Origin of the sequence: Candidatus Chloroploca sp. Khr17 (assembly GCF_004138165.1) — a bacterium.
Lineage (GTDB): Bacteria > Chloroflexota > Chloroflexia > Chloroflexales > Chloroflexaceae > Chloroploca.
In genome coordinates this window covers 36,027-62,107 of the sequence record NZ_RYFF01000031.1, presented here as the reverse complement: position 1 = coordinate 62,107, position 26,081 = coordinate 36,027, and the positions used below count along the sequence as shown (strand labels likewise).

The window sequence follows — 26,081 nt, the reverse complement described above, 5'->3', positions numbered from 1 at the left end:
TGACGATCATGCCTGAAGAAGCAATGGTTCAACTCCGCGTTGCCGAAGCCCTTGCCAAAGATGTGGGTCGGGGTCTTGTGCGTCTCGACCCGCAGGATCTCGATCGGGTGGGTTTAGGGATTGGCGATGTGGTAAAGATCGAAGGCAAACGAGCTACGGTAGCTCGTGCGATGCCTGCCTATACCGAACAGCGTGGGATGGGGCTTGTTCAACTCGATGGAATTCTTCGGCTCAATGCCGGGGTGGGTATTGATGAGCGCGTGAGCGTGAGTCGCGTGACTGCCCAGCCTGCACGGATGATTGTGCTGGCCTCGGCCGAGAATGAGCGCCAGGTTACGTCGGCGCAGGCCCGTTATCTAGCGAAACAACTCGATGGGATTCCGGTGGTACCTGGCGATCGCGTGCGGATCAATCTGTTTGGTACGCGCTCGCAGACCTTTACGGTTGAGGAGACGACGCCAAATGGGCCGGTGGTGATAAGCCCTGCCACCCAGGTGCGCATTTCCAAGGCCAGCGAGGGCCGTGAACGCGGTGCGTTGACGTATGAGGATATCGGTGGCTTGCGCCGTGAGATCCGGCGCATCCGTGAAATGATCGAGTTGCCACTACGTTACCCCGAGATCTTCGAGCGCCTTGGTATTGATGCGCCCAAGGGCGTCTTGCTCTATGGCCCTCCAGGAAGCGGCAAGACGCTGATTGCCCGTGCGGTCGCGAATGAGACGAGTGCCCATTTTGTGACGATCAATGGCCCCGAGATTATTGATAAGCTGTATGGTGCTTCAGAAGCCAATCTACGTGGTATTTTCGATGATGCGCGCAAGCACACTCCTTCTATTATTTTTATTGATGAAATTGATGCGATTGCACCCAAGCGGGAAGATTTGAGTGGCGATCGCCAGGTTGAGCGCCGGGTGGTTGCGCAGTTGCTAGCGTTGATGGACGGCCTCGAGTCGCGGGGCAATGTGATTGTGATTGCTGCGACCAATTTGCCGAACAGCATCGATCCCGCGTTGCGTCGCCCCGGACGGTTTGACCGCGAGATTTCGATCAATGTGCCTGATAAGGATGGTCGCCTCGAAATTCTCGAGATCCATACCCGCGGGATGCCACTGGCGAATGATATCAACATGACTCAGATCGCCTCGATCACCCACGGCTATGTCGGGGCCGATCTGCAGGCGTTGTGCCGCGAGGCGGCGATGAGTGCGCTGCGGCGGCTCTTGCCCGATATTGACTTTAGCCAGGCCCAGATCCCCTATGATAAACTGATGGCCCTTGAGGTGACCCGCGATGATTTCGATACGGCGATGGCTGAGATTGAACCATCGGCGATCCGCGAGGTCTTCACCGAGATTCCCGATGTCAATTGGGAAGATGTCGGTGGCCTGGAAGACGTGCGCAGGCTGTTGGTTGAGGCGGTCGAATGGCCGTTGCGCCATAGTCGGGCGTTTGATACACTCGGTGTACGTGCCCCCAAGGGGATTCTCTTGCACGGTCCGCCGGGTACGGGCAAGACGTTGCTCGCCAAAGCCCTGGCAAGCCAGAGCGAGGCCAATTTCATTTCGGTCAAAGGGCCTGAGTTGCTCAATCGCTGGGTTGGTGAGTCAGAGCGTGGGGTGCGTGAGATTTTCCGCAAGGCACGCCAGGCCGCCCCGTGCATTATCTTTTTTGATGAGATTGATGCCATTGCCCCGCCCCGCGGTGGCAGCAATAATGATGTGACCGAGCGCGTGGTTAGTCAGTTGCTGACGGAACTCGATGGGATCGAGTCGCTCAAGGGTGTGGTTGTGCTGGCGGCGACCAATCGGATTGATCGGGTTGATGCGGCCCTGCAACGCCCCGGGCGCTTTGATTTTCTCGTTGAAATGCCCCGGCCCGATCTTGCCGCCCGCCAGGCTATTATCGCGGTTCTGACCCGTCGGATGCCGCTGGGCAATGATGTTGATCTCGACGCGATGGCACGGGATTATGAAGGTGCCGTCGGCGCGGATCTCGAGGGTCTGTGTCATCGGGCGGCTCTGTTGGCAATCCGCGAGTATCTTGATGCACGCGCCGGATCTGCCGAGCGAATGGAAAGGGAAGAGTTGTATGACTTCGCTGAACTCTGCGTCAACCGACGCCACTTCGACGCAGCACGACGCGATCTCGCAGTACCTGTACGCCATCATTCCAGTTGAAGAGGCGCTGATCTTTGAGGTTGAAGGCGTCGAACCTGGGAGTGATGTCTATACAGTTCAAGACGGCGGGTTGGCCGTGGTGACGAGCCAGGTGCCCCGGAGCGATTTTGGTGGCCTCGACCGCGCCGACGCTATGCGCTACCTTACTGCGCACCAGCGCGTGGTTGATGCGGTGCTGCGTGAGTATCCTTTGCTCCCCGTTAAGTTTGGGACGACCCTCCCCAATGAGCGCCGCCTGGTACAATTGCTGCGTCAGAGCAAGGCGTTGTTGCGCGAACACCTGACGCAGCTCGATCAGAAAGAGCAGCTCGAGGTGGTGGTGCTCTGGAATCTCAACAAGGTGCTGGCTGAACTTGCTGCTTCGCCCGAGGTTGGAGCGGTGAAGGAACAGGTGGCTCAGTTGCCCGCTGAACAGAGCGAGGCGGGGCGGATTCTCCTTGGCCAGTTGGTGCATGGCTTGGTGCAACAGCGGCGGGCGGGACTCAGTGCCCATGTGCTGGAACATCTGCGGGTGGCTGCCGAAGATGTGGTGGTCAATCCATTGATGGATGAGACCATGGTGGCGAACTTGGCGTTGCTTGTTGATACGCGCAAGCGCATGGTCTTTGATCAGCGCCTCGATCAACTTGATCAACAATTTGGTGGTCAGTTGCATATTCGCTGCATCGACTCGCTCGCCCCTTATAGCTTTGCGACGGTTGAGGTGGCGATGCTTGATTTCGCTGAGGTTGCGGCGGCACGCCAGGTGCTTGAGCTGGACGAGGCGGTCTCGGCGGCGACGATCAAACAGAATTTTCGTCGGTTGGCCGCCCGCACCCATCCCGATTATAACCAGGACGACCCGGCTGCGAGCAGCCAGATGGATACGCTGACGAATGCCTATCGCTTCTTGACCGAGGTGGCAACGTCTCAGGCTGGCAGTGATCCGCAAGCACTTTGTCGGCTCAGTCGTGAGGCCATCGAGGCGACGTTGGTGGTGCGGGTGGTGCGTCAGGAGGCGGTGGAATGATGGTTTTACCCCCCTTTGATCCGGCTATTTTTGCCGACAATCTGCTGGCGTACTATGCCTATGCGGTGGTGCGGCCCCATGCGAACCTGTCGGATGAGCCCTTGCTCATTGAGGGCATCGAGCCGGCCTATGAGGTGCAGTCGTTTGTCCATGCCGATCAGCAGGTGATGGTGAGCGCGGTGCCGTTGACCGAGTATGAGGTTGATCGCTTGCGTGAACGGGTGCAGGATATCGAATGGCTCGAAGCGCGGGCAGTAGCGCATCAGCGGGTACTCGTTCAATTGATGCAGTACTATACAGTTGTGCCGTTGAAGTTTTGCACGATCTATGTTGGTGAAGACCGTCTGCGCCAGGCCCTCACCGAGTATGGTGAGACGTTCCGTGCGGCGCTTGACCGCATTGAAGGCTGCCTCGAATGGGGCGTGAAGCTCTTCTATGATCGTGCTGTCCTGACGACCTGGGCGCAACAAGAGGTGCCCAAGCTACGTGAGCTTGCCAATACGTTCAACGCAGCTTCTGAAGGTGTGCGGTATATGTTGAGCAAGCGCCTGCAACGGGCGACGCATGAAGTCGTTGATGATCTGATGTACAATGATGCTCAGGCGATCCATCAGACGCTTGCGGCACTGGTACGGGCGAGCGACCGCCATAAACCACCGGCAACCCAGAGCAATACGGCCAATGAGCCGATGGTTTTGAATGGGGCCTATCTTGTGGCCGAAGCAGAGTATGCAGCTTTTACGGCGGCGGTCGAGCAGGTGTGTACAACGTATGGGCCGCGTGGTTTGCGGCTTGAGCTAACTGGTCCGTGGCCGGCGTACAGTTTTGTCGAACCCACCGAGGATGTGCAGGAGGTTGTTGATGGGTGACGATTTCGAAGGGCGCGAAATTGCCATCATCGATCTGCTTGATCGTGCCCTCGATAAGGGTGTCTTCTTGTGGGGTGAGCTCACGCTGTCGATCGCTGATGTTGATCTGGTCTATGTCGGGCTTAAAGCGCTGATTTGTTCGGTTGACACGGCTGATAAGATGCGCAATGCGGCCTGGTATCAACTGGTTGAGCGGCAGCGTGAACTTGAGGCGTAAGTTGGTGGGAAGGTGCTGCGCGTGGATCGGTACTATCTCTATGCGATTGCAGGCGTGCCTGAGGTGGCTTTGCCTGACATCCTCGGTCTTGCGCAAGGCCAGCTTGAGACCGTGCGCGAGGGAGATTTGCTCGCCATTGTCAGCCCGATCGAGCGTGCCGAGTTGCCAGTGACCCGCGAAGATCTGCTGCGACACGAGACGGTGATCGAGGCCTTGATGGCAAAGCGCACCGTCTTGCCGGTACGCTTTGGCACCATCGGTTCGGTCACGCGCATTCGTGAGCGCCTCGCGGCGGGCGCACCGATCTATCAAGAGGATCTCGTGCGGCTGGCGGGCAAAGTGGAACTGGCGCTGCGGGTGATGCGCCGTGAGGCGCCGCCCGAACCTGAAGCGCCCCGGGCCACGCCAGCAGCCACCGATGGACGTTCCTATATGCTCGAGCGCCTCCGTGAAACGAAGCGTGAAGAGCAAGAGCGGGCTGAGTTGACGAAGATGGTGACGGACGTAACGGCTGACCTTGCGGCCCTCGCCGTTCAGGTTGAACAGAAATTTCTGATCTCGCCGCGTACTCTGTTAAAAGCCGCCTATCTGCTTGACCGTGAAAGTATGGACGAGGCACGACGTCGCCTTGCCACGATGCGCGAAGCATCGCCTGAGCTTGCTTTTCTGGCCACAGGCCCGTGGCCGGTGTATAGTTTTGTACGACAACTCGCTGACTGATACCATTGCAGATTGCAGATTTTGGATTGCGGATTGCCGCGGATGATAAAGGAAAAAAAAGTATGAGTCTACAAGAACATGCAGATATAAAGCATTCAACCGCACATTGTGACCTGGAAATCCAGGAAATTGATGATCTAAATAAGATACTCTGTGCCCCTGAAGATCGTACCGGACTCGTGGCTGAGCTTGGTGCAACACGCCAGGCGCATTCAGGCCGGATAACCTTGGATCCCGACAAGGTCGAAAGTGGTCTGGCGCAACTGGTTCTGACGGTCGTTGAGTTGCTGCGTCAATTGATGGAACGCCAGGCCTTGCATCGCGTCGAGGATGGTACGCTTGACGACGCGGCGATTGAACGGCTTGGCCTGACCTTTATGCGTCTCGACGAGCGCATGAAAGAGTTGAAAGAAGTCTTCGGTTTGACGGATGAAGATCTTAATATTGATCTTGGGCCGCTTGGCAAATTGCTGTGAGTATGTGGTGGAGACCACAGAACCCCAATAATCTCGCTTGTGCGGGCGAAAACGACTAGCTTCGCTGGTCGTTTTCGCCCGCACAAGCATGGATTTTCATCACCAGGTGATGGCAAGTTGCGCATTGCCAGCGTCGAGGGGGACGGCGATGTAGCGGTCGTGGGCGATACCTTCGATGGTGGTGGGTACGATGTCGCCGTTGAGTGTGACCTGGAGGGTCGCGGCGGCAAGTTCGGGCGGGATGAGGATACGTGCATAGATGCGTTCGCTTGACCCGGTGATGTCGAGATGGATGGCCCGATCTTCACGCTGCCAGCGATAGGCGAGGTAATGTTGCGAGGCGGCGTAGGTGGCAACAGCGCGTACCTGGGTCAACGAGGGGTCACTGGCCCAGCGCGGCGAGAGGATCACGTCGCGGTAGCGTTCGGCCTGGTCGTCAAAGCCGGCCAGACCTTCCAAGAGGGCGCCGATCATCGCCCCGGCACCCCAACCGTCGTTAGAAATCGTATCTGGTCCTTGAATCCCTGGGCGCCCGTCGGGATAATACCAGAGATAGGTTGATCCGGTGAGCTCGGTGAGGTCGGCGTAGCGACGGAGAATGTCGAGACCGTAGGCGGCAAAGCCGAGACGAAAGGCACCGCGGGCGAGTTCGCCGCCAACGAGGGGTTTGATGCCGCCGTTGGTGTATTCGCCGGGATTTTCGCCTTTGCCACCCGCCATGCCAAAGCTGCCCGCTGGGAAGGGTGGGTCAATCGAGTACCATTCGGCAAAGGCCCGGGCAAAGTCGCGTCGGTTGAAGTACTCTTCGATGATGCGCTGCCCTTGATACCCGTCCACGCCGAGCCGGTTGAGGGCATAGGCATTCGAGAGGCTCAACTGGGCGGCAGGGTCAACGCCAGCCGGCGCAAAGGTTGGATCTTCGGGGATGAAGTGGGTGAAAAAGCGCCCGTTCCAACTCAGTTCGTTTAGGCGATCCATCAAACCCTTGCTTGCACTACGCCATACTGAGGCCATAGCCGGGTCGCCAACGTGTTCTTCGATGCGGGCCATCAAGAGCATGGCGTGGGCGACGCCGGTATTGTCGCCGTGGAAGGTGCCCCAGATGGTATCGGGCTCGATCCAGTGGCGAGGGGCGGGCTTGCCATCAGGACTGATCGTTGTTGGCCCATAGGCAAAGTCCCACATGTCAATCGTGTAAGGCCGGCGCACGAGTTGGCGCTGGGCGTCCCAGCGGAGTGGATCGCTGGTGATGTAGTTCAGCGCACGCCGCATTGACTCAACATGTCCACGGAGCCACTCGTCGTCACCGGTCATTTGCCAGGCTTCGTAGACGCCCTGAACATAGAGAAATTCGAGGTCGCTTTCAACTTCTTTGCGATGGGCCTTGACCATGCGTTCGGGGTAATCGAGCACATCGGGCAGGCTGCCGTCGGGCAACTGGGCCTCGCGGAAGGCATCGAGCACACTGGTGACATCGGTCTCGAAATAGCGGAAGCCGCGCCCCTGATAGACGTGATCGCGGAGCCAGATGAGCGGATTGTCGGGCGAACGATAGCCGCGAATGACGCGCCCATTGAGCTCGTAGCTTACAACGGCGCGTTCCATAAAACCACGAAGCCGTGGATAGAGCGCATCAAGCTCGGGATCGCCTGTTTCCAATGCAGTTGTTGGATGGAGGGTGAAGAGGGTGCTGCGTGCCCCGGCCACCTGCCCATCAATCAACACAACGGCCCACTGTGGACCAGGGGCACCACGCGGGTAGATCGTGACGTGGGCATAGCCCTCGGCGAGTTCCAGGCTCACCTGACCGGCGGGTTGCACAGCTGCATCAAAGAGATGCAACTCGGCAGGCCCGTTATAGCCAGGGGCCCGAACAGTCACGTTAAGCGGGGCAAGCGGCCCTGCGAGGCTCTCGGCTCCCTCGCCGAGCAACACCGAGGCGCGCTGGGTTGCCGCCGGGGCGTCGCGCAGCAGCGCGGGGTAGCCGGTGCTCCAACCTTCTTCCAGCCCCTCGACCACCGCACGGCGAGCATCAATGGCCGTGATGCGGTGGTTGGCAAAGAGTTGCACCTGGTATTCGTCAATCCAGAGCGGTGGAGTCTGAGGGGGGCCAAGCGTTTCGCCGCCGGCCCGGCGCCATGCGCTCAAAAACGGCTCATCGAGATCGTAGGGTGCTGGCAACCCTGGTGCAAGGGCACAACCAGCCAGGGCCAGGATCACCCAGGCAACAAGGATTACACGCACAAACATAGCTCCGACAGTTGTCGTCCTCCGATTATCTTGGGCAATGCATTTGCCCGCAGTGTTGCACATGCTAGAGACCGTGCGGGCAATGACTGGGTCCAAAGAGCCAGTCTACCCCGAGGTGGTGCAATGTCCATGTCCTCATTGTACCGCGTTCTTGCCATTCCTGATTGAATAACTAGTGTGTCAACTAAGTTTGCTGGCAGAGGGCTTGGCTTCGACAAGCTCAGCCAACCGCAGGTGATGGGCGTTGCGCACGGACGTAGGCTGAGCCTGTCGAAGCCCCCGTTGGTAGAAGAAAACATCGTTCCCAGACTAATTAGGCTATAATTGTTCAATTTCCTGGCTCTAAATGAGGGGGGTGTATGCATCCGTTTCCTTCCGATGCGGCTCACCGGATGATCACGGTTGAGGCGACGCGGCTGAGCTACCTTGATTGGGGTGGCACGGGATCGCCAGCCGTGCTGTTGCACGGCATTACGAGTAGTGCGGCGACCCTCTGGCAGGTTGCCGGGGCGTTACGTGAGGCTGGTTTGCACCCGATCTCGTTTGACATGCCCGGCCACGGTCTCAGCGACGTGAGTCGTGAGCACAGCATTGATGCGATTGCGCGGCTGATTGGCGAGGCAATGCAGCAACTTGGGCTCGCCGAGGTGACGTTGCTTGGGCATTCGTGGGGCGGGGCGACGGCTCTGGCGCTCGCGAGTCACCCGGTCTATGGCAAGTTACTGAGGCGGGTTGTCTTGGTTGATCCATTGTTGGGTCTTGATCCCGCGTGGGCCAGCGAGCGGAAGTCTACCTATGGGGCGGGTGTTGGTGGCCCGGTCGAGCAGGGGCTTGTCACCGTGCGGGCCAATAATGCAACCTGGTGTGATGAGGATGTGTATTGGAAAGCAATTGCCCTTGAGCAGTGCCGTGTTGCGCAGGTCGAGGGTCTTTTTTGCCCACCGGCGGCATGGGATCTGCTTGATCGATTTGCGCAGGTTCATGTACCGCTGCTGATGCTTGTCGCTGATCCTACGTTGACCGTTGTTTCGCCCGCACAACTCGTTATGGTGCAACAAGGCCTTGAGGGTCGTCAGGCGCAGATCGAGGTGGTACCGGGCACGAGCCATAATATGCTGCGAGGGTACGATTATGCGGTGACGGTGCTGATTGTGCTACGCTGGTTGGAGGTTTGAAAATATGTAGGAAAAGTGGTGTATACTATTGCTGTGCCTTTTGAGCGAGTTTTATTAACAAAATCGTGTCCGCTCCTTCAACCGGTATGGCTACACCTGTACGTATCCCGTGGGCACGTCCAGCCTTTGGCGAGGCCGAAATTGCTTCGGCGGTAGCTGCACTTCATTCCAACTGGTTAACGATGGGGCCACGGGTTGCTGCGTTTGAGCAGCAACTTGCTGCGCTGGCGGGTCGTCGGTATGCTGTTGCCGTGTCGTCGGGGACGGCGGCCCTCGATCTTGCCCTGGCCGCCCTCGGGATCGGCCCCGGCGACGAGGTGATTGTGCCGGCGATGGCCTATATCGCTGCGCCCAATGCCGTCAGCTATCAGGGGGCGCGGCTGGTGCTCGCTGATGTTGATCCGGTGACCTGGACGCTTGATCCCGCCGAGGTCGTATGCCACATTACGCCGGCGACGCGGGCTGTGCTGGCGCTTGATTATGGTGGTGCTCCGGCTCATCATGAGGTACTTACCACCCTGGCCGAGGCGCATGGTCTTGCGCTTGTCGTTGATGCGGCCGAGTCATTCGGCGCGTGTTTCCAGCAGCGCCAGACGGTCGCGTATGGGCATGTTGCGATAACGAGCTTTCACATGGTCAAGATCCTGACCACGATCGAGGGTGGCATGATCTTTACCGATGATCATGCCATGGCCGAGCGTCTCCGGCTACTGCGCAATCAGGGCGAAGATCCGCAGCAGAAGTATTGCCATCTTGCGATTGGCAACAACTACCGTCTGAGTGATCTGCACGCTGCGATTGGTCTCGCGCAAATCCCGCAACTCGAGGCGCGTCTGGCTGAGCGGGCACGCCTGGCGGCACGCTACCAGGCGCGCCTGGCGCATCTGCCGATTCAGTTGCCGTGCCTCTTGCCCGGTGCAACCTCGACATGGTTTCTCTATTCGGTGTTGGTGCCAAACCGTGACGTTGTACAGGCGGCCCTCGCTGCGCAAGGGATCGAGACGCGGGTGAGTTGGCCGCTGCCGGTGCATTGGCAACCATGTTATCAGGCACTTGCTTTGGGTTCTCGTTTTCCTGTCGCCGAGCATATGGCTGCCCATGTGTTGAGTCTGCCGCTCTATCTTGGGATGCGTGATGAGGAGCAGGATGAGGTATGCGCTGCGCTGGAGGATGCGTTGCGCACGTTGCTTTAGCTTGCACGGTAGACTGCCTCGGTCTGGGCGGCCATGGCCTGGTAGCTGAAGTTGGCAAGCACGCGAGTACGGGCCTGCCTGCCGAGGTGCTGGCGCAAGGCTGGGTCGTTGAGCAACTGACGCAGCGCGGCGGCCATAGCGCCAGGGTTGCGCGCCGGCACGACGATCCCGTAAGCCCCAACTTCTTCATAGCCCGAGGAGGCGTCGGTGACAATGGCTGGTGTGCCACACGCCTGGGCTTCGATTGGGGTTAGGCCAAAACCTTCGAGCAGCGACGGCGAGACATAGACATCGGCGAGCGAGTAGTAGGCGGCGCGTTCGTCGTCGGCAATCGGGCCGATTTCGATGGCGCGCTCGTAGGCCTCGCCAAGTGCCGCCATGACTCTGGCGCGATAGCCGGGTTCCCATTGTCCGACGATCAGCCAGACAACATCGGGCGGAAGTTGGCGTAACGCGAGCGCCAGATGCTCGAGGCCTTTGCGGGCCGTCGCAAAGCCGACAAAAAGAATGATGCGTTTGCCGTTCAAGCCAAGGCGCTCGCGGAGTGCGTTGGTTGGGACGGGGCGCAGTGCTGTCAGGTTTGTACCCTGCACGACGTGGCTGATCCGCGTTGGCGCAACACCATAGTGTTCGATGAATTCCTGGGCGGTCGAGGCACATGCAGCGAGCAGGCACCGGGCTCGCCGCAGGCTGATTGGTTCCATCACGCGCTGCGCCACGGCATAGTACGTGCGCCTGATCAGATAGTTGTGCCGACTACTGGCGTACGGATGTCCCCCATCCGCGTGTAGGCGCTGGCGAAATGATTGCCAGAGCGAGGCGACGTATGGCCCATTGTAGGCATAAGCAAAGTGAACATCGAGAAAATGGACGATGTCAAAGCTTTTTGTACGGCGGAGTTGGGTGACTGCCCGGGCCGCCCAGAGGCTATACCCGATCCAGTCGGTGAAGCCGAGTGCAACCCGGTAGACGGTGACCCCGTTGCTTGTTGCTATACGCGGCGTACCGTTGCGGTGCGCTGCGATCACACTGACCGTGTGGCCGCGTTCGCACAATCCCCGCGCAAGATCCTCGGCATAGATCGTCAGGCCCGAACTGCGGTGGGGCCAGTAGTCGAGGCTCACAAGACAGATCTGCATAGCTCGGTTTACCCCTTCTGGCGTGTGTGGTGACCGTGGTCAAACGAAGTCCCGCTCAGATACCAGATCGTCTTCTGGTCATATGCGGCCAGGCAAACTCGCTATGGGCAATGTGCTGCTGGCGGAACCAGGGTTCCAGCCGCGATAAAGCTGGCTGCCTGACCGGATCTGCCCAGAGGCCCGAGAAATGGTGTGCTGGCTTAGGTTTCACTCGCTTCGCTCTCGATCCAGGCCATATGGCGGCGGGCATAGAGCCTGGTATTGCGCCAGAGCCGTAAGGCCAGCAACCCATCGAGCAAGCGCCCTGCCAACCGATCCATCGGCTCGAGACTCATGATGCGGAAAACGAGATAGGTGGCGAGCACGCGCAAAAAGGGTTGGGGCAGATTGAGACTATGGCAAAAGAGGGCAAAGTTATAGTAGGTTGAGGCGATGATCTGAAAATTGTAGGCATAACTACGCTGGTCATCGGGGGTGATGTAACCGTCAACGATTGCCCGGTGATAGAGGTCGGTGCCTGGATAAAAGGTCAGCGCGTGGAGCGCAAGACGGTAAGGCGGGGGGATCTGGTTGATGAGTTGCAGCGTTGCCCAGCGATCTTCCAGCGTTTCATAGGGATTATCGGTGATGAGATCATAGTTTGGTCGCGGTACCCAGGCTTGAAAGCGGTGGATCTCCCTGGCCGCTTGCAATACCCGTTCATTGGTTACCTTGCGCTCGTAGAGTTTCTGGATGCGTCGAGATCCGCTCTGGATGCCCATGATGACATAACGCAACCCCGCCTCGGTGAGGTACTGCAACTTGACTGGATCGACGGTTTGCGCTGTCGTATAGGCACGAAACGGTAACCCGACCGCTTCGCGATAGAGGCGGCTGAATTTAGCGATATAGTCGGTTGCATTGGCAAGAAAGGTATCATCGTGCAGAATGATGGCCTCGATCTGAGGTAGACGCTCGCGTACCGCCTGGATCTCGGCGATCACACTCGCGGGACTCCGCCGTCGCAGGTGGCTCCAATGCTCATAGATGTCCATCAGCGCATTATTGGCACAAAAGGTACAATGATACGGGCACCCGCGCATCGTCAACACCCCATAAACCGGGCCGACGGCCCAACTCCCCACGTCGGTCATATAGTAGGCCATCAGTCGTTCTGTTGCGTGCGTCAACGTCCCCTCGTGCAGCAGATAATGGTCTTCAAAGGCATAATCGGGAAAGGGCAGTGCATCAAGATTGGTGATCAGTGGACGCAGCGGATTGAGCACGAGTTGGCCGTCCTGGTCGAGGTACCCCAGGTTACGAATGGTCTTATACGAGCGTCCTTCAGCGAGGGCTTGCACCAGTTCAACGATGGCCTGTTCCCCTTCACCGATACAGACCAGATCGGCGTATTGGAGGCACTCATCGGGCCGCACGGTTGGATGAATTCCGCCCCAGATCACCGGGATAGACAGGTTCGTTTTGATTGCCTGCGTTAAGACACGGGCCTTGTGAAAACTCGGTGTCATGACGCTTATGGCAACGAGATCCGCGTTGGCGCAGATGCTCGTCATCTGCTGCACCAGCGCGGGCTCAACGTTGCGCACGTGGAAATGATCACCGGCCATGGCTTCTTCGAGATTGGGGAGAAAGATCATGCTGGTTGTGGCCCCCGCCGCTTTGAGACATGACGATAGGACGCGCAACCCGATTGCCTCAATGCGACTGTAGGGGCTGATCAGAACGATGTGCATAGGTGTGTTCTCCCAAGAGCGATTTTATGCTCAACTTTCATCCTCTTTGCATGGGCGTCAAGTTTTCTATATAGTAGCTAAAAAAACAGTTCATAGCGTAAAGAAAGCACAACTGAGAACACGTTGTTTTGTCTTGTCGATAGCATGGTTGGACAAACGTCCAGCTTTTGCAGATCGTTGCTATCTGAGCTAATATACCAGTCCGATCTGGGTTGCAAACAGAAGTGTCGGCTTTAGTCGGCTCTAGCAGTCCGATCTGGGTTGTAAACAGGAGGGTCGGCTTTAGCCGGCTAAAGTCGGCACTCCTCAGACACAAACCGCACAGGTCTGCTAGACCCAATACTTTTCAAATAAGGATGAGAAGAGACCTCACAGGTCTTGCTGATGGCGTTCCAATGCCGACGAGCAGACCTGTGAGGTCTTCTTTGCAAAGTATTGCTGCTAGACCGGTGAGGTCTCAGGCGGGTTACGGTTCCTGCAAGCGTCATTGGTAGCATAGAAAGGCAAGAAGATGACAGAGCGCGTTGGCTTTATCGGGTTGGGCATTATGGGGCGCGGGATGGCCGCTAATCTGTTGAAGGCAGGGTTTGAGCTCACGGTCTGGAATCGGACGAGTGGGCGTGCAGATGAGTTGCTGGCCCAAGGCGCGAGCCTGGCGGCGAGCCCGGCGCAATTGGCGGCCCAGTGCCAGGTGATTATTTCGTGTGTCAGTGATACGCCCGATGTCCATGCTCTCTTGCTTGGCGATGTGTTGACGTCGGCGCAGCCTGGGAGCCTGGTGATTGATATGAGTACAATCAGCCCGCAGGGTGCGCGGGTCTGTGCCGAGGCGCTTGCGGCGCGCGGCATTGCGTTCCTCGATGCACCGGTTAGCGGGGGCAGCGAGGGTGCCGCCAAGGGCACGCTGAGTATCATGGTTGGCGGTGCCGCCGAGGATGTTGAACGCGCTCGGCCCTATTTTGAAGCGATGGGCAAGACGATTACCCATGTTGGGCGCGTCGGCGATGGTCAGACGGTCAAGCTTGTCAATCAGATTCTGGTGGTCGGGACGATGCTCGCCGTGAGCGAGGCCCTCGTCTTTGCCCAGGCGAGTGGTGTCGATCTCGAGCGCACGCTTGCTGCCGTTTCGGGTGGGGCGGCAGGGAGTTGGATGCTCACGAATCGCGGGCCACAGTGCGTCAACCGTGACTGGCGTCCTGGGTTCACGATTGATTTGCAGCAAAAAGATCTGCGCCTCGTGCTCCAGGCGGCTGATCAAATCGGGGTACCGATGCTTGGCACGGGCATGATCTTTCAACTCTACCGCACCCTGCAAGCCGATGGTCTGGGTGAAGAGGGCAATCATGCGTTGATCAAGGCGCTTGAGCGCCTCGCAGGCGTCGAAGTTGGGGAGGCGTTGGGGTAATACCGGTCAAAGAAGGCGGTTTTTTTGACGCAAAGGCGCAAAGACCGTTGTGAGCGCCCGTCAGACCTCACAGGTCTTCAAGACCTGTGAGGTCTCAGATGGTAGGCACCACCATCAATGTAGAGTGGCAACTCTGCCGGGTCTTTATGCGACATAGATCGGATTGGCAAAGAGCCAGCTTTTACTGCCAATATAGGCTTCGAGGCGATAGACGCCGGGGGTTGCGATCGTGTGGCGCAGTTGGCGTACCCCGTGGGCGATCATGTGTCCATTGGCAATGAGGCGGAGGTCGGCGTTGCGCTGAACGTCCACCTCGATGTGCAATGGCCCCTGGGCGAGCGAGGCGGTGTCGCCGATGCGATACGCGTGACTATTGCGCCGGGCCACAAAATGCAACGCGGGCAGCTCGGCTTCACGCCGGTTGATAAAGTAACTCTGGCCTTGGCGCAGGGCGGCATAGACCTGTTGGGTCGCCTCGGTGGCGTCGTTGCTCAATGGTTCGGTGAGCTGCAAATAGTTGGTCAGGGTCTGGAAGAGCCACCGATAGGGGAAGATTTCGATCTCATACCAGCCGATCTTCCGGCGAAAGGCGTGGGCATCAACCCCACCGACGCCAAATGTACGCCGCCCGGTCATATTGAGCCGATCCCACCAGGCGAGCGTGGCGGGCGAAGGCCCGCTGAGACCGAGGCCGGGCACGCAAAAATGGAGAAGTTGATTGCCCGGCGTCAGGTGTTCCCCCCAATCGCTCATCAGATTCCACAACTCGAGCCCGACCGCTTGCCCGGCCCGGTCGCGTGGGCCATCTATCGTCCAATCGTCCCAGCGATAACAATCTTTGAAGCGATTGACGACCTGCTCATCGGGATGCGCAATAATGCCAAACCCACCGCTTGCATAGGTCTGGTCAATGAACTGTTGGGGCGGCAACTGATGGTTGATAACCTGGTCAACCCCCAGGGCGAGAAAATGATTGCGGTCAGGCGTAATCTCGTGGTCAACAATCACCAGCACGCCATCGTGCCAACCGGCATACGAGCGCCCGGCAAGCGTATCGTGGTCGGTGACAATGATCCAGCGCAGACCGGCATCCCAGGCTGCGGCGACGATCTCAGGGAGGGTACCGGTGCCATCAGAATACGTCGTATGGATATGCAGCGCACCAGGATAACTAAAGATCATAGTGGTGACGGCACATCCAGGGCCTCGGCGAGGCGAGCGAGCATATCGCGTTCGGCCTGATTGACGCGTTCACCCCCGAGGCCAAAAAAGCCACCTTCGACGGCTGCGTGAGCGACGTTGACCCCGATTTCAAGCAACCAGGCGCGCAACTCGGCTGACAGGTCGGGGGGGGCCTTTTGTTCAAGCAACTCGCGGGCGACGCGGCAGGCTTCCACGGCACGATCCACATCCTGGCCCAGTTCAAGAATATTCATCTGCTGGAGTGCCGGATCATCAAGCCCGCCGCCAAACGCCTCAAAACGCTCTTTGAGGCTCAAGAGCACGGCAACAATCAACGGATTATCGCGCTTCGTTTCGGCGGCTTGCTCAAAACTCTTCACCGCGGCGGCGACCTCTTTCATAATGCCCACCGGCCCACCGAGACTCGAGCCAATAATTGCCGAAATCACCGCCACCGGTGCCGCGAGAACGGTAGCCCATTCCTCATCCGTATATTCGACTCGTTCAGTCATTGTTTCCTCTCCTTGCTGGCATCGTTACCCAAGAATATCATCAACACGGACGTTGAGCATGGCAAGATGCGGACTCGTCAAGGTCTGGCCGTGAACCCATGTCTGTTTGGTTCGATACGATCCATTGGCAGGATCGATATACTGTTCAATCTGCTGATGAGAGAGATCAACAAGCCACACTTCACGGATGCCTGACTCGGCATACCGTGGAAGTTTTTGTTCGCGATCATAGTCAAGCGAGGTATCTGACACTTCGATCAGCAGTTCAATCTCAGCGGGTTGTGGATGTGAGGCTGCATAATAATCAGCACGATAGTGCAGGAGCGCAAGATCCGGTTGTGGTTCACTCAAATCTGATAACTGAATAGGATCTTGAACACTCAGCATAAACTGATGGCCTGCAGCCTGACTCAAGATTGTATTCAGACGACGGACAATGGCAGCGTGCAGGGGTCCGATCGGACTCATAAGCACGACCTCTCCATCAAGTAATTCAACGCGATCATCTTCCGCAAAAATACCAACATCGCGCATCCGATGGTAATCCTGGACGGTAAACTGACGGCGAGCGACAAGCATAGCGCGCTCCTTTGGCTTGAGTTTTGTTGGCAGGGGTTACTCCTAGCCGAGGTTCATTGCCTCGAGGTGTTCGTGCAGCCACTCGGCGAGGCGTTGGCCCTGGCCCAGCACCTCACAATGATAATCGGGATCGGCATCGTGGGTGGTCAGGACACGGCGCAGATTGCCTTGAAGCCAGATTACCTCAATCATCAGCGGCAGCGCTTTGCGCTCATAGGATGAGAGGGGCGCGATCTGGTCGTAGCCATTGAGCAACTGAGCTGCTCGCTGCGCATCAAGGGGACCAGCATAGACACCCCAGGGATACCAATCTTTGGGAGGCATCCCGACGGCAAAATCAACGAGCGCATCGGCGAGATCAACGAGGCGCGCATCAAGCGTCACCTGATCGAAATCAATCAAGGCGGCGACGGTATCACCACGAAAGATCAGATTATCGCGATGGACATCACCGTGAATCAGCACGTGCGGCAGAGCCTCATAGCTTTGCTCGCTGAGTGAGCGTTTGAGATCGGCGGCTCGTCGGTCATACCAGTTGAGTTGGACGGTCAAATCGCCCATCATATCGCGCTGCATAATGCGCTCGATCAGCCCTGACAGCGATGACGTGCTATAGCGTGGCCCTTGTGAGAGGGGTGGATCAGGGAAGCCATCAACGGCATTGTGATAGTGGGCCAGGATCGACCCGGTGCCAGCGAGGTGAGCCGGGCGATCGTGGTTAAACTCGTCACCTTCAATAAAGGTCTGGACTTCAAAGAAGCGCCCATCAAAATCAATGGCCTGATCGCCATTACGTGCCGGAATAAGCCGGGGGGCAGGAAAGCCGCGCGCACGCAGCCAGGCCATCAAGCGATGGCGCAGATCAACAGCGCTCAACCCTTGTTTGCGCTGATTGCGGCGTACCACATAGCGCCCGATGCTCGTCTCGACGAACGCCGTCTCATTGACCGCCCCGTGGCTCGCCGGGCGGACACTACGAACCTCCCCGAGGTCATAGTGTTGCAAAGCACGCTCGACATCAAATTGTGTGAGCATAACGTACGTCCTGTCATGCACTGACCGGCAGAGCCAGGGCAAAAGTACTTCCATGGCCTTCGATGCTATGGAGCCAGATCTGGCCTCCGTGGGCTTCAACGGCCAATTTACAGAAGGTCAGCCCGAGGCCTGATCCGCGCATGCGTTGCCCATGGTGGGCCTGACCAAACTTATCAAAAATACGGGCGTGGTACTGGGCAGCAATGCCTGGACCCTGATCGCGGACCCAGAAGATCAGGTGTTCACCAGGCCCCGGATCGGGCATACGAACATCGGGCGGCAGGGTTCCCTGATCTTCGCGGCTTGCCGTTGGCATAACGCCAGCCCCAAGGACAACTTCGCCCCCTGACGGTGAAAATTTGATCGCATTATCAAGCAGATTCTGCAAGACACGGACAAGTTTCTCGCGGTCGGCCTCGAGCAAGGGCAGGCCAGCCCCGAAGTGCTGCTTCAACTGGATATTCTGGCTCTGCGCCGAGACTCGCAGGCGATCGAGAGCCTGGTCAATGACGGCATAGGGCGAGAGGGGCTCGCGATTCAGATTCATATGCCCCTGTTCCATCCGCGAAATATCAAGCAGCGTATTGATCATCGCCAGCATCGCCTGGCTTCCTTCGTGAGCAATCGACAGCAACTCTTGTTGCTGCTCGGTCGTTGGTCCACCGAGGCCGCGTTGCACCATGAGGATACCATTGATGATCGCTGTCAAGGGAGCGCGCAAGTCATGGACAAGCATGCCGACATAATCATCGCGCAGCTGATCGAGGGCACGTTCTTGCGATATATCTTGAAAGAGGGCGAGTTGCCCGATCTCGGTACCGCTCGTTTCACGCACTGGCAACATATAATGGCGAAGGAAGCGCCCCTGAAGGGCGGGCAGTTCAAATTCGAGCACTTCAGAAGTGGCCTCGTGGGGCAGACGTGACGAGAGACTGACACTGACGGCGCGGCTGTGCAGATCGTTTCGCACCTGATCGAGCGTATGACCAATCAACTCGTTGCGGTGTCTATCGAGCAGTTGTGCCGCTCTGGGATTGGCCGTCATAATGATTCCACGCATATCCACCATCAAAATGCCATCGTTCGTTGAATTCAGAATCGCCTCGAAGCGATCGCGCACTGTCGTCACCGTTTGAAAGAGGCGCGCATTTTCTAGCGCAATCCCAATGGTCGCCGCCATGCGCATCAGGCGGGTCGCCTCTTCCTCGGTAAAAGGGCCTTCAAGCTTATTCAACAGCTCGATGACCCCGATGGTGCGCCCCTTGACCACCATTGGCACACAGAGAATCGTCTGGACGGTATACCCGAGGGCATCACTCACTTCACGGAAAAAGCGCGGATCAGCCTGCGCGTCGTTGACCACGGCATAATGCTGGCTCGAGGCAACGCTCCAGACAATGCCTTGACCATAGGGTACCCGAACGCCAAAGAGTTTTTCTTCACCGGCTTCCAGGGTCATCACAAACACGAGGTCATTGCTCTCTTCATCAAGCATCAAGAGCGAGCCAGCATCAACACAGAAATAGGTATTGATCTTCTCCATCACCAGATGGTAGATCTCGCGGGAATTGAGCGAAGAGGTGACGGTATTGGCAATCTCATTGAGGGTCGCGAGTTCTGCGGTACGACGGAGGGCTTCTTCGGCGATCCGGAACGACGTAATGGCAGCGGCAAATTGCCCTGCCATCAGGCGTGCCTGGGCAACTTCGTGTTCATCAAACTGACGTGGCACTGTACGGTTACCAAAGACAAGCACACCAATGACCCGATCCTGAGCTACCAGAGGCAAAAAGAGGAGCGAATGGATCTGTTCGGCGTTAAGCAACGGCAGAATCTGGCGTGTTGCGGCGGCAGCATCAGCCGCTCCCAGTGCGAGCGCCACATCGCCAACTTGCATAGCCTCGCGATTGGCTATCACCCGCCACAGAAACGTCGTCTCGGTGATGAGAAATGCAGGAGGCAGACTGGTGCGCAGCGGGATCGTAATGACCAGGCTCGCCGTCGTGCCGGCCTCATCAAGCAAGATGACGCCACCATCACTCACCTCAAGCAAGTGAGTGAACTCATTGAGGCCGAGCATCAGTAACTCATCAAGTGTTGTTGCCGTCTCGATGGCTGCTGTAAGCTGCAGCAGCGCTGTTGTGCGCAGATCGCCCTCACCTGGTCTGGCGCTGCCCGTCTCGCTCATACACGTGACTCCTCAGCGCACATCGACCATATTTGCTAAGACTTCGGCAAGATGGCGTGTACGGATCGAACTTCCAGCACGGGAAAGACCGCCGGCAATCTGGGTCATACACGAAGCATCGCCAGTGACCACTAGGTCGGCCCCGCTTGCTGCGATCGCCGCGAGTTTCCGCTCGAGCATCGCCTCAGAGATAGCGGCCTGTTTGATCGCAAAGAGCCCTCCAAAGCCGCAGCATTCCTGGCAACCAGCGAGCGGCATCAGTTCAGCATCGCGAACCCCGCTCAGCAAGGCTTCAGCTTGCGCCTTGACCCCGATAAAACGCAGACCGTGGCAGGCATGATGGTAGGCAATGCGCCCCGCAAAGTGGGCACCTACGTCGGTAATGCCGAGCACATCAACGAGGTATTCAGTTAGTTCGTAGGTGCGCCCGGCCAGTTCGCGGGCTGGCTCGGCATAGGGGCTATGGTCAAACAACTCAGGGTAGAGGTGACGGATCATGGCGCTACAGGAACCTGACGGTAACACAACGTCGCCCTGACCCCGTAACACTTCGATGGTACGCCCAGCAATTGCATAGGCTTCATCGCGAAACCCTGCATTGAAGGCCATCTGACCGCAACAGGTGAGCCGCGGTGGCACATGAACTTCAACCCCCTGTTGCTCTAAGAGGGCTACCGTTGCTTGACCAATCGAAGGATAGACTTGATCAACAATGCAGGTTACAAAGAGTGTTGCCCGCCGGTGGTTGTTTGCGCTTGTCACGTCTGGTCTCCTTAACCGCGCTGTAAAGGGGATCGCCCTCGTCATTATACCATTTCACGGATACTTGCCATGAGGCGCAAAAGCTGAGTAATGTAAGTCGGTGATGCCTGATAGTTTAGAGATTGCGCAGCTTTGCCTCGCAAAACCATTGACAAGGTGTGCAAAAGGTTGTATACTCTGGTTGTGCAAAGGGTGGACAAAAAATTTACGCTAATTGTGCAAATGCACAAACATACGTCAGACGCGCACGAGAAGAGAGGACACAGATAATGATCAAGGTACATCGCCGCGCCCACATTGAGAATACGACGCCCGAGGCGATTTTTGCGGCCCTCTCTGACCCCAATAGCATCACGACAATTCTTCCCCGGGTGCAAAAAGTTGAATTGCTCAGCCGTGATGAGGTTGCACGCAAAGCTCGTCTGGTAACGTATATGAGCCTCGGTGGCATCTTTGGAACGATCCGCTGCGAGGGCGATCTGACGTGGACTGATAACCAAGAGATTGTCTTCAATGTGCGCACGCCCGTACCCGTCGAAACACGGTGGGAGCTTGTGCCGGCCATCAATGGCACTGAAATCAAGACAACCATGGGTTTGAACCTCGCTCCTATGCTTGGCCCCATGGCCGCCTTTGTGCCGACCCAGCAGGTTGCCGATATGCTGATCGCTGAGCTTGATGCCGCTCTAAAATCGATTAAAAAGCAAATGAATGAGACCGAACTCAAAGCTCAGGCTGTTGCAGCCTGATTGCTCAGGTCTGGTATAATCGCGGGGTGTCACTCAGGTGGCACCCTGTTTTGTGTGCCGCGCACAAAGCAGGTCTCATCCGTAGACTGTTTTAAACCCTCTTGTGCGGCTGGATTGAGCAGTGCAGACGTTATGGACATAGCACAGCTGGGCCTTGGTCTGGTTCTCAGTGTCGGGATTGGCGGGCTCGCCTACTGGCGTCGCTCTCTTACGCAGAGTGGCTGGCTTGGCGCGGTTATCGTTGGCACGTTGACGTTTGGCTTTGGTGGCTGGTCGTGGGGCTTAACCCTGATTGCCTTTTTTGTGACCAGTACGATCCTCTCGCACTATAAAGAGTCACTCAAAGAGCGTAAGGCAGCCGAGAAGTTTGCCAAAGGCGGTCGCCGTGATCTCTGGCAAACCTTTGCAAACGGTGGGCTTGGTGCATTATGTGCTGCAGCCTATGCTTTGACCGGGCAGCCAGTGACGTTGCTCGCCGCGTTTGCTGGCTTTATGGCGACGGTCACGGCTGATACCTGGGCGACCGAGCTTGGTGTGCTCAGCCCGCATAAGCCTCGCCTGATTACCAATGGCCGCCCGGTTGACCCTGGTACCTCAGGTGGCATTACCGTCTTTGGGACGAGCGCCTCGGCCATCGGTGCCTTGCTGATCGGGACGATCTTCTTTGTCCTGCTGGTCATTGAGGGTGCGCCTGCTGCTTCCACCTGGTGGGTGATCCCCGCTTCGCTGATTGGTGGCGTGGGTGGTGCGCTCATTGATAGCCTGATGGGCGCAACGGTGCAGGCGATCTATGCCTACCCCGATGGTCGTGAAACCGAGCGCCGTGTGGCCCGCGATGGCCGTCCCACCACGTTCCTCCGTGGTTGGCAGTGGCTCAACAACGATATGGTTAATCTGATCTCTTCCGTAGCCGGTGCCCTGCTGGCGATCCTCACTGGTCTTGCGCTTGGGGCCTGGTAGAGGTTATGCCATACGAGGCGGACAGCTTGGCTGTCCGCCTCGTATGGCATGATGACCTGTTATTGAGCGAGCAAGGGGAGATAGACGCTACGAATCGTTGCGCCGATGCGTACGAGTTTGTCTTGCTCGAGGAAGACGATGCGGTTGGTGCGCTGCGGTTCCTGCAGTGCGGGCGGCACGTTTGCCTCAGTGATCGGTACGGCTGTGCCCGCAGCCTCGCCTGGCTCGCGTGGGATGGCGGGGATGACCTGGCTCGGTGGGAGCGCCGCCCCGGTCGTCAGGTGGGCATAGATCAGATCCAGCGCCTCGAGGGCGTAGTGGTGGATCGGGACGTACCGCGTATTGAAGCCAGCAAACCCGTTGAAGGCATCGAAGTGCTGCGCGTTCAAGATTTCGTAGTAGTGCAGCTTGCTTGCCTCGCCTTCAACCAGTTGATTGAGCCCAAAGTAGGCGCGTCCGGCATAATTGACCGGGATCACCGAGTCGGCCCGCCCATGGACGATAACCGTTGGCTTGCCCTGAAGATTGCCGTTCGCACGTACTGCGGCGGCTCCCGCACGTACGCGTTCACTCTGCGCCAACTCGTCTCCGGTCAGCGCATTGCCATCTTCGTCGACCCCCGTTGCCAACCGACGCAGACAGAGCGCCCCGGCGAGGTTCTGATCGGTTTCGCCACCTGGCCCGATCGAGGCGCGGCTGACCAGTGGCCCGCCCAACGAACGATCATTGATGATCGCAATGGCCCCGGTCGGGGGAATGCCGTTGCCGGTACTAAAAATATTCGCCATCAAGGTCGCATCGGGTGCCGTCGGGGCAAAGGTGCCGTCGGCGGCTGCGTAGCTGAAGCCACAGATATTGTCACTGACGCTGAATTGGCCATAGCTGTAGGTGTAGAGCAACGCAATGCTCTCGAAGACGGTGAACGCATGGTGCGAAGGAAGCAGCATCAGTTGCTCTGTGAGCATGCCATAGGCACGAATGCGGGTTAGCGCATCGGCAGCCTGTTCCGCTACGGTGCCCCCGTTCAGCAGGCCGCGGGTCGCCAGGCTGGCACAGCGCGCATCACCGAGAGCCGGGGCCACAATATTAAAGGGCGCTGTCGCTAGTGATGCGTCACGCACGGCACACGGTGCATAGATGTTTAAGAAGGTGTAATAATCGATCAGACCTCGGCTGTGATTTGGCAATGCCCAGAGCTCGTCGCCCGCCTCGATTGCCAAGTCGCGCCGTTGCGTTGGGTTGACATTCGGCTCAGAGACGGCAACTCCGTCGATCCAGCCCTGGTCATCCAGTTCAGCGGCACGTAGCGAGGCCCCACCGCCATTCGAGACGCCAGCCGCAATGACGAGCGTATTGTCGGACACGAGGGCACGCTGGTTGGTACCACCATTATCGGTGCCGTAATTCTCGGGTAGATTGAGAATGTAGAAAGCGAACTCGATTGATTGCAAGACGTGCAAGCCCCAGTCAGCTTCGGGGTTTTGCTGCGAGTGAGCATGCTTAACCGCGATCCGGTTGGGGTTGGCCGTCACCCAATCCTGCTCGAAGGTCGCCACAAAATTGGCATCCAGTCCTGCTGCGGCCACGGTGCTTCGCTCGCCCGTGAGCAGATTGACTGTGCCGGCGGTCAGATCGTGATAGCCCATGCCGGTGCCTTTATCGGTATAGGCGACGGCACACCCTCGCTTCAAGGCCCACTCACCCGATGCGCCAATGGCCCCGTAGACCCCACGTGAACCCGACGAAGGTGCCGTCACGAGACAGGCATTCTGGGGGTCGAAGGTCGCTGGGATTTGCACCATCATCGTCACATTCTGGGCACCGGTGCCGTCATCGGCATAGGCCAGGTACTCTTTGCCGGTAATTTTGCCACTCTCGGTGGCCCCGGGGCCAACAGCAGGCCCATAGAGGGTGCCATAGCCCGAGCCGGGGGTGACATCAACAATCGCCCGGTAGTTGGTGTAGATCGCCAACCGGCGCAATTCGGCAGCGGTCGGATTGAGTGGATCAGCCGCCACTGGCGCCGCCCCTTGTAACCCGACCTGACCAAGTCCGGCCGTGAGCAGATCATCGCTGTCACCGTCATATGTGGCCCGAATGATCTCGCCACGCACAAAGGCGGGCAACACATTTTCGGAACCAACCTGTGATGGACTAACGGCACGCACCGGGGCGGCAACCCCGAACCCCATCAGGGTAACAACAACCACGAGCAGACCCGACAGAGCGAACAGACCACGGCGTCGCGATGAGCAACGAGTGCTCGGATGGTGTGTCTTCATCGACCTCTCTCTTTTTCAGGACACTGATCCAATACATGGCTTGGGAAGCCAGAGCAATTCTATGCCATGGAGGGGATTTTTGCCAATCGGAACAGGCACCGCGTACGCGGTGCCTGTTCCAATGGGCAAGGGAGGGTTGCTCAGGCGCTGCCCATGTACGCGGTGCCTGTTCCAATGGGCAAGGGAGGGTTGCTCAGGCGCTGCCGATAAAACGTAGGGCGGTGAGGGCAAGGGTGCGGGTGCAACTGAGGAGGTCGTCGAGCGTGACATATTCATCGGGGCGGTGGGCGATGCGTATATCGCCGGGGCCAAAGAGCACGGTCGGGATGCCGGCGGTGTTGGCGAGCAGGCGCATATCGGCCCCGTAGGTCATCCCTTCGAAGCGCGTCGGGTTGCCAGTGGCATCGGTATAACTGGCGGCGACGGTCTGCACCAGCGGGTGATCCTGCGGTGTTGCGGCGGGGTCAAAGGTACCGCCCCACCACTCGAGCAGCGGCGGGTGGTCGCGTAACCACGGATCAGCGGCAACCACTGCGGCAATGGTTGCTTCGAGCTCGCGCCGGGCGACCAGCGGATCTTCGCCGATGGCAATGCCATAACGCCCCTCGGCAACCAGACTCTCGGCTTCCGAAGAGGCCCAGGTGCCTGCGTGGACGGTACCAATGCAGATTGGGTACGGGGTTGTGTAGCGCGCATAGAGCGGATGGCGGAAGCGTTGGTTGCGTTCGCGTTCGAGTTGCAGGATCGCCTGGTGTAGCGGAAAAAACTTCTCGATGGCACTCACGCCTTCTTCACGGACACAGCCGTGGGCCGCCTGACCATAGACGGTCAACCGGAAATTGTGCGCACCGGCCTGGAGCGGCGCAAGCTTCAACTCGGTCGGCTCCATCACGATCGCCCCATCCGCTTGGGGGCCGTGGAGGATGGCGGCCAGGGTGCCCAGTCCGCCATCCTCTTCGCCGATGACGCTCTGGATCACCAGGCGACCCTGCAAGGCAAGGCCTGCATCGCGGAGCGCTTTGGCGGCAAAGATGGCACAGCAGAGCCCGCCCTTCATATCGGTGGTGCCCCGCCCATAAATCAGCCCGTCGGTGAGTGTTGCCTGCCAGGGTGGATAGCTCCAGTTTGCTAGATCGCCAGCAGGCACGACATCAACATGTCCATTGAAGATCAGATCGCGCCCTGCCCCAGGGTTGCCAAGGCTGCCGACAACCCCGAGTGCCTGCTCGCGGGGCAATTCCCAGCTACACGCCGGATGCGCATAGAGCGCTGGTAGATCGAGGTTCCACTGTTCGACCGCGAGGCCGCAACGCCGCATCAAGTCAGCGACCGCCTCTTGCGCCACTTGCTCCTCTGGAGTTCCCCCCAGACTCGGGATCGCCACCAGTTCGCTCAGTGCCGCAAGCAAGCCTTGCTGATCAATTGCCTCAACGACGGCTCTTTCATCTGCGTTCATAGTCTTCCACCTT

Annotated in this window: 22 protein-coding genes; 11 read left to right on the top strand and 11 right to left on the bottom strand. The window is 58.2% G+C overall.

The genetic code is table 11. The features are described 5' to 3' along the window. Positions 1 to 8 precede the first annotated feature (8 nt). The 6 genes from EKD05_RS17100 (at position 9) to EKD05_RS17075 (ending at position 5,468) form a co-directional block, all read left to right on the top strand. Positions 9 to 2,177 carry a CDC48 family AAA ATPase gene (locus EKD05_RS17100; protein ID WP_129674931.1) on the top strand — a complete coding sequence of 723 codons (2,169 nt, stop codon included), beginning with the start codon at positions 9 to 11 and terminating at the stop codon, positions 2,175 to 2,177. Next, positions 2,089 to 3,186 carry a GvpL/GvpF family gas vesicle protein gene (locus EKD05_RS17095; protein WP_165360776.1) on the top strand — a complete coding sequence of 366 codons (1,098 nt, stop codon included), beginning with the start codon at positions 2,089 to 2,091 and terminating at the stop codon, positions 3,184 to 3,186. Before EKD05_RS17100 ends, EKD05_RS17095 begins: the two co-directional genes overlap by 89 nt. Continuing rightward, on the top strand, positions 3,183 to 4,055 hold the full coding sequence (locus tag EKD05_RS17090; protein ID WP_129674927.1) for a GvpL/GvpF family gas vesicle protein: 873 nt from the start codon (positions 3,183 to 3,185) through the stop codon (positions 4,053 to 4,055). The genes EKD05_RS17095 and EKD05_RS17090 overlap by 4 nt, the downstream gene beginning before the upstream one ends. Beyond that, positions 4,048 to 4,272: a gas vesicle protein gene (locus EKD05_RS17085; RefSeq protein WP_129674925.1), complete on the top strand. Its 225-nt coding sequence runs from the start codon at positions 4,048 to 4,050 to the stop codon at positions 4,270 to 4,272. Before EKD05_RS17090 ends, EKD05_RS17085 begins: the two co-directional genes overlap by 8 nt. 21 nt (positions 4,273 to 4,293) lie before the next feature. Further along, a complete protein-coding gene (locus tag EKD05_RS17080; RefSeq protein WP_165360775.1) occupies positions 4,294 to 4,992 on the top strand; it encodes a GvpL/GvpF family gas vesicle protein in 699 nt (232 codons plus the stop codon). Positions 4,993 to 5,171: 179 nt separating this feature from the next. Continuing rightward, positions 5,172 to 5,468 (top strand): gas vesicle protein K, encoded by a 297-nt coding sequence (locus tag EKD05_RS17075; RefSeq protein WP_370374910.1) that lies wholly within the window; start codon positions 5,172 to 5,174, stop codon positions 5,466 to 5,468. 99 nt (positions 5,469 to 5,567) lie between these two features. Here EKD05_RS17075 and EKD05_RS17070 read toward each other — a convergent pair whose 3' ends face one another. Continuing rightward, positions 5,568 to 7,718: a hypothetical protein gene (locus EKD05_RS17070; RefSeq protein WP_129674919.1), complete on the bottom strand. Its 2,151-nt coding sequence runs from the start codon at positions 7,716 to 7,718 to the stop codon at positions 5,568 to 5,570. Positions 7,719 to 8,077: 359 nt separating this feature from the next. On the opposite strand from EKD05_RS17070, the gene EKD05_RS17065 reads away from it, so the two are divergent. Both EKD05_RS17065 and EKD05_RS17060 read left to right on the top strand, forming a co-directional pair. Further along, positions 8,078 to 8,893, top strand: coding sequence for an alpha/beta fold hydrolase (locus EKD05_RS17065; RefSeq protein WP_129674917.1), 816 nt, complete (start codon positions 8,078 to 8,080; stop codon positions 8,891 to 8,893). An 86-nt stretch (positions 8,894 to 8,979) separates the two neighbouring features. Continuing rightward, positions 8,980 to 10,086 (top strand): DegT/DnrJ/EryC1/StrS aminotransferase family protein, encoded by a 1,107-nt coding sequence (locus EKD05_RS17060; protein WP_129674915.1) that lies wholly within the window; start codon positions 8,980 to 8,982, stop codon positions 10,084 to 10,086. Here the strand turns inward: EKD05_RS17060 and EKD05_RS17055 are convergent. Together EKD05_RS17055 and EKD05_RS17050 are read right to left on the bottom strand one after the other, a co-directional pair. Then, a complete protein-coding gene (locus tag EKD05_RS17055) occupies positions 10,083 to 11,225 on the bottom strand; it encodes a glycosyltransferase family 4 protein (protein WP_129674913.1) in 1,143 nt (380 codons plus the stop codon). The two genes, EKD05_RS17060 and EKD05_RS17055, sit on opposite strands and share 4 nt — an antisense overlap. Positions 11,226 to 11,425: 200 nt before the next feature. Further along, the gene (locus tag EKD05_RS17050) at positions 11,426 to 12,958 is read right to left on the bottom strand and encodes a B12-binding domain-containing radical SAM protein (RefSeq protein WP_129674911.1); all 1,533 of its coding nucleotides are present in this window, start codon (positions 12,956 to 12,958) and stop codon (positions 11,426 to 11,428) included. A 511-nt stretch (positions 12,959 to 13,469) separates the two neighbouring features. Between EKD05_RS17050 and EKD05_RS17045 the strand changes: the two genes are divergently transcribed. Continuing rightward, complete coding sequence (locus tag EKD05_RS17045; protein WP_129674909.1) at positions 13,470 to 14,363, top strand: NAD(P)-dependent oxidoreductase; 894 nt, start codon at positions 13,470 to 13,472, stop codon at positions 14,361 to 14,363. A gap of 144 nt (positions 14,364 to 14,507) precedes the next feature. Here the strand turns inward: EKD05_RS17045 and EKD05_RS17040 are convergent, their stop codons facing one another. The 6 genes from EKD05_RS17040 to EKD05_RS17015 are packed head-to-tail and all read right to left on the bottom strand — an operon-like array spanning position 14,508 to position 20,621. Next, on the bottom strand, positions 14,508 to 15,545 hold the full coding sequence (locus tag EKD05_RS17040; protein WP_129674907.1) for a CehA/McbA family metallohydrolase: 1,038 nt from the start codon (positions 15,543 to 15,545) through the stop codon (positions 14,508 to 14,510). Then, entirely contained in the window at positions 15,542 to 16,057 is a 516-nt protein-coding gene (locus tag EKD05_RS17035; protein ID WP_129674905.1) for a hypothetical protein, read from the bottom strand. Before EKD05_RS17035 ends, EKD05_RS17040 begins: the two co-directional genes overlap by 4 nt. Positions 16,058 to 16,081: 24 nt before the next feature. After that, the gene (locus EKD05_RS17030) at positions 16,082 to 16,636 is read right to left on the bottom strand and encodes a Uma2 family endonuclease (RefSeq protein ID WP_129674903.1); all 555 of its coding nucleotides are present in this window, start codon (positions 16,634 to 16,636) and stop codon (positions 16,082 to 16,084) included. Positions 16,637 to 16,678: 42 nt separating this feature from the next. Further along, positions 16,679 to 17,671: a homoserine kinase gene (locus tag EKD05_RS17025; RefSeq protein ID WP_129674901.1), complete on the bottom strand. Its 993-nt coding sequence runs from the start codon at positions 17,669 to 17,671 to the stop codon at positions 16,679 to 16,681. A 13-nt stretch (positions 17,672 to 17,684) separates the two neighbouring features. Further along, on the bottom strand, positions 17,685 to 19,859 hold the full coding sequence (locus EKD05_RS17020) for a GAF domain-containing protein (RefSeq protein WP_129674899.1): 2,175 nt from the start codon (positions 19,857 to 19,859) through the stop codon (positions 17,685 to 17,687). 12 nt (positions 19,860 to 19,871) lie between these two features. Continuing rightward, complete coding sequence (locus EKD05_RS17015) at positions 19,872 to 20,621, bottom strand: (Fe-S)-binding protein (protein ID WP_240695828.1); 750 nt, start codon at positions 20,619 to 20,621, stop codon at positions 19,872 to 19,874. Positions 20,622 to 20,890: 269 nt separating this feature from the next. On the opposite strand from EKD05_RS17015, the gene EKD05_RS17010 reads away from it, so the two are divergent. After that, complete coding sequence (locus tag EKD05_RS17010; RefSeq protein WP_129674895.1) at positions 20,891 to 21,370, top strand: SRPBCC family protein; 480 nt, start codon at positions 20,891 to 20,893, stop codon at positions 21,368 to 21,370. 132 nt (positions 21,371 to 21,502) lie between these two features. Continuing rightward, positions 21,503 to 22,330: a DUF92 domain-containing protein gene (locus tag EKD05_RS17005; RefSeq protein WP_129674893.1), complete on the top strand. Its 828-nt coding sequence runs from the start codon at positions 21,503 to 21,505 to the stop codon at positions 22,328 to 22,330. Positions 22,331 to 22,389: 59 nt separating this feature from the next. On the opposite strand, the gene EKD05_RS17000 is transcribed toward EKD05_RS17005, so the two are convergent. Both EKD05_RS17000 and EKD05_RS16995 read right to left on the bottom strand, forming a co-directional pair. Beyond that, the gene (locus tag EKD05_RS17000; RefSeq protein ID WP_129674891.1) at positions 22,390 to 24,612 is read right to left on the bottom strand and encodes a 3-hydroxybutyrate oligomer hydrolase family protein; all 2,223 of its coding nucleotides are present in this window, start codon (positions 24,610 to 24,612) and stop codon (positions 22,390 to 22,392) included. Positions 24,613 to 24,805: 193 nt separating this feature from the next. After that, positions 24,806 to 26,068: an ArgE/DapE family deacylase gene (locus tag EKD05_RS16995; RefSeq protein WP_129674889.1), complete on the bottom strand. Its 1,263-nt coding sequence runs from the start codon at positions 26,066 to 26,068 to the stop codon at positions 24,806 to 24,808. Positions 26,069 to 26,081 lie beyond the last annotated feature (13 nt).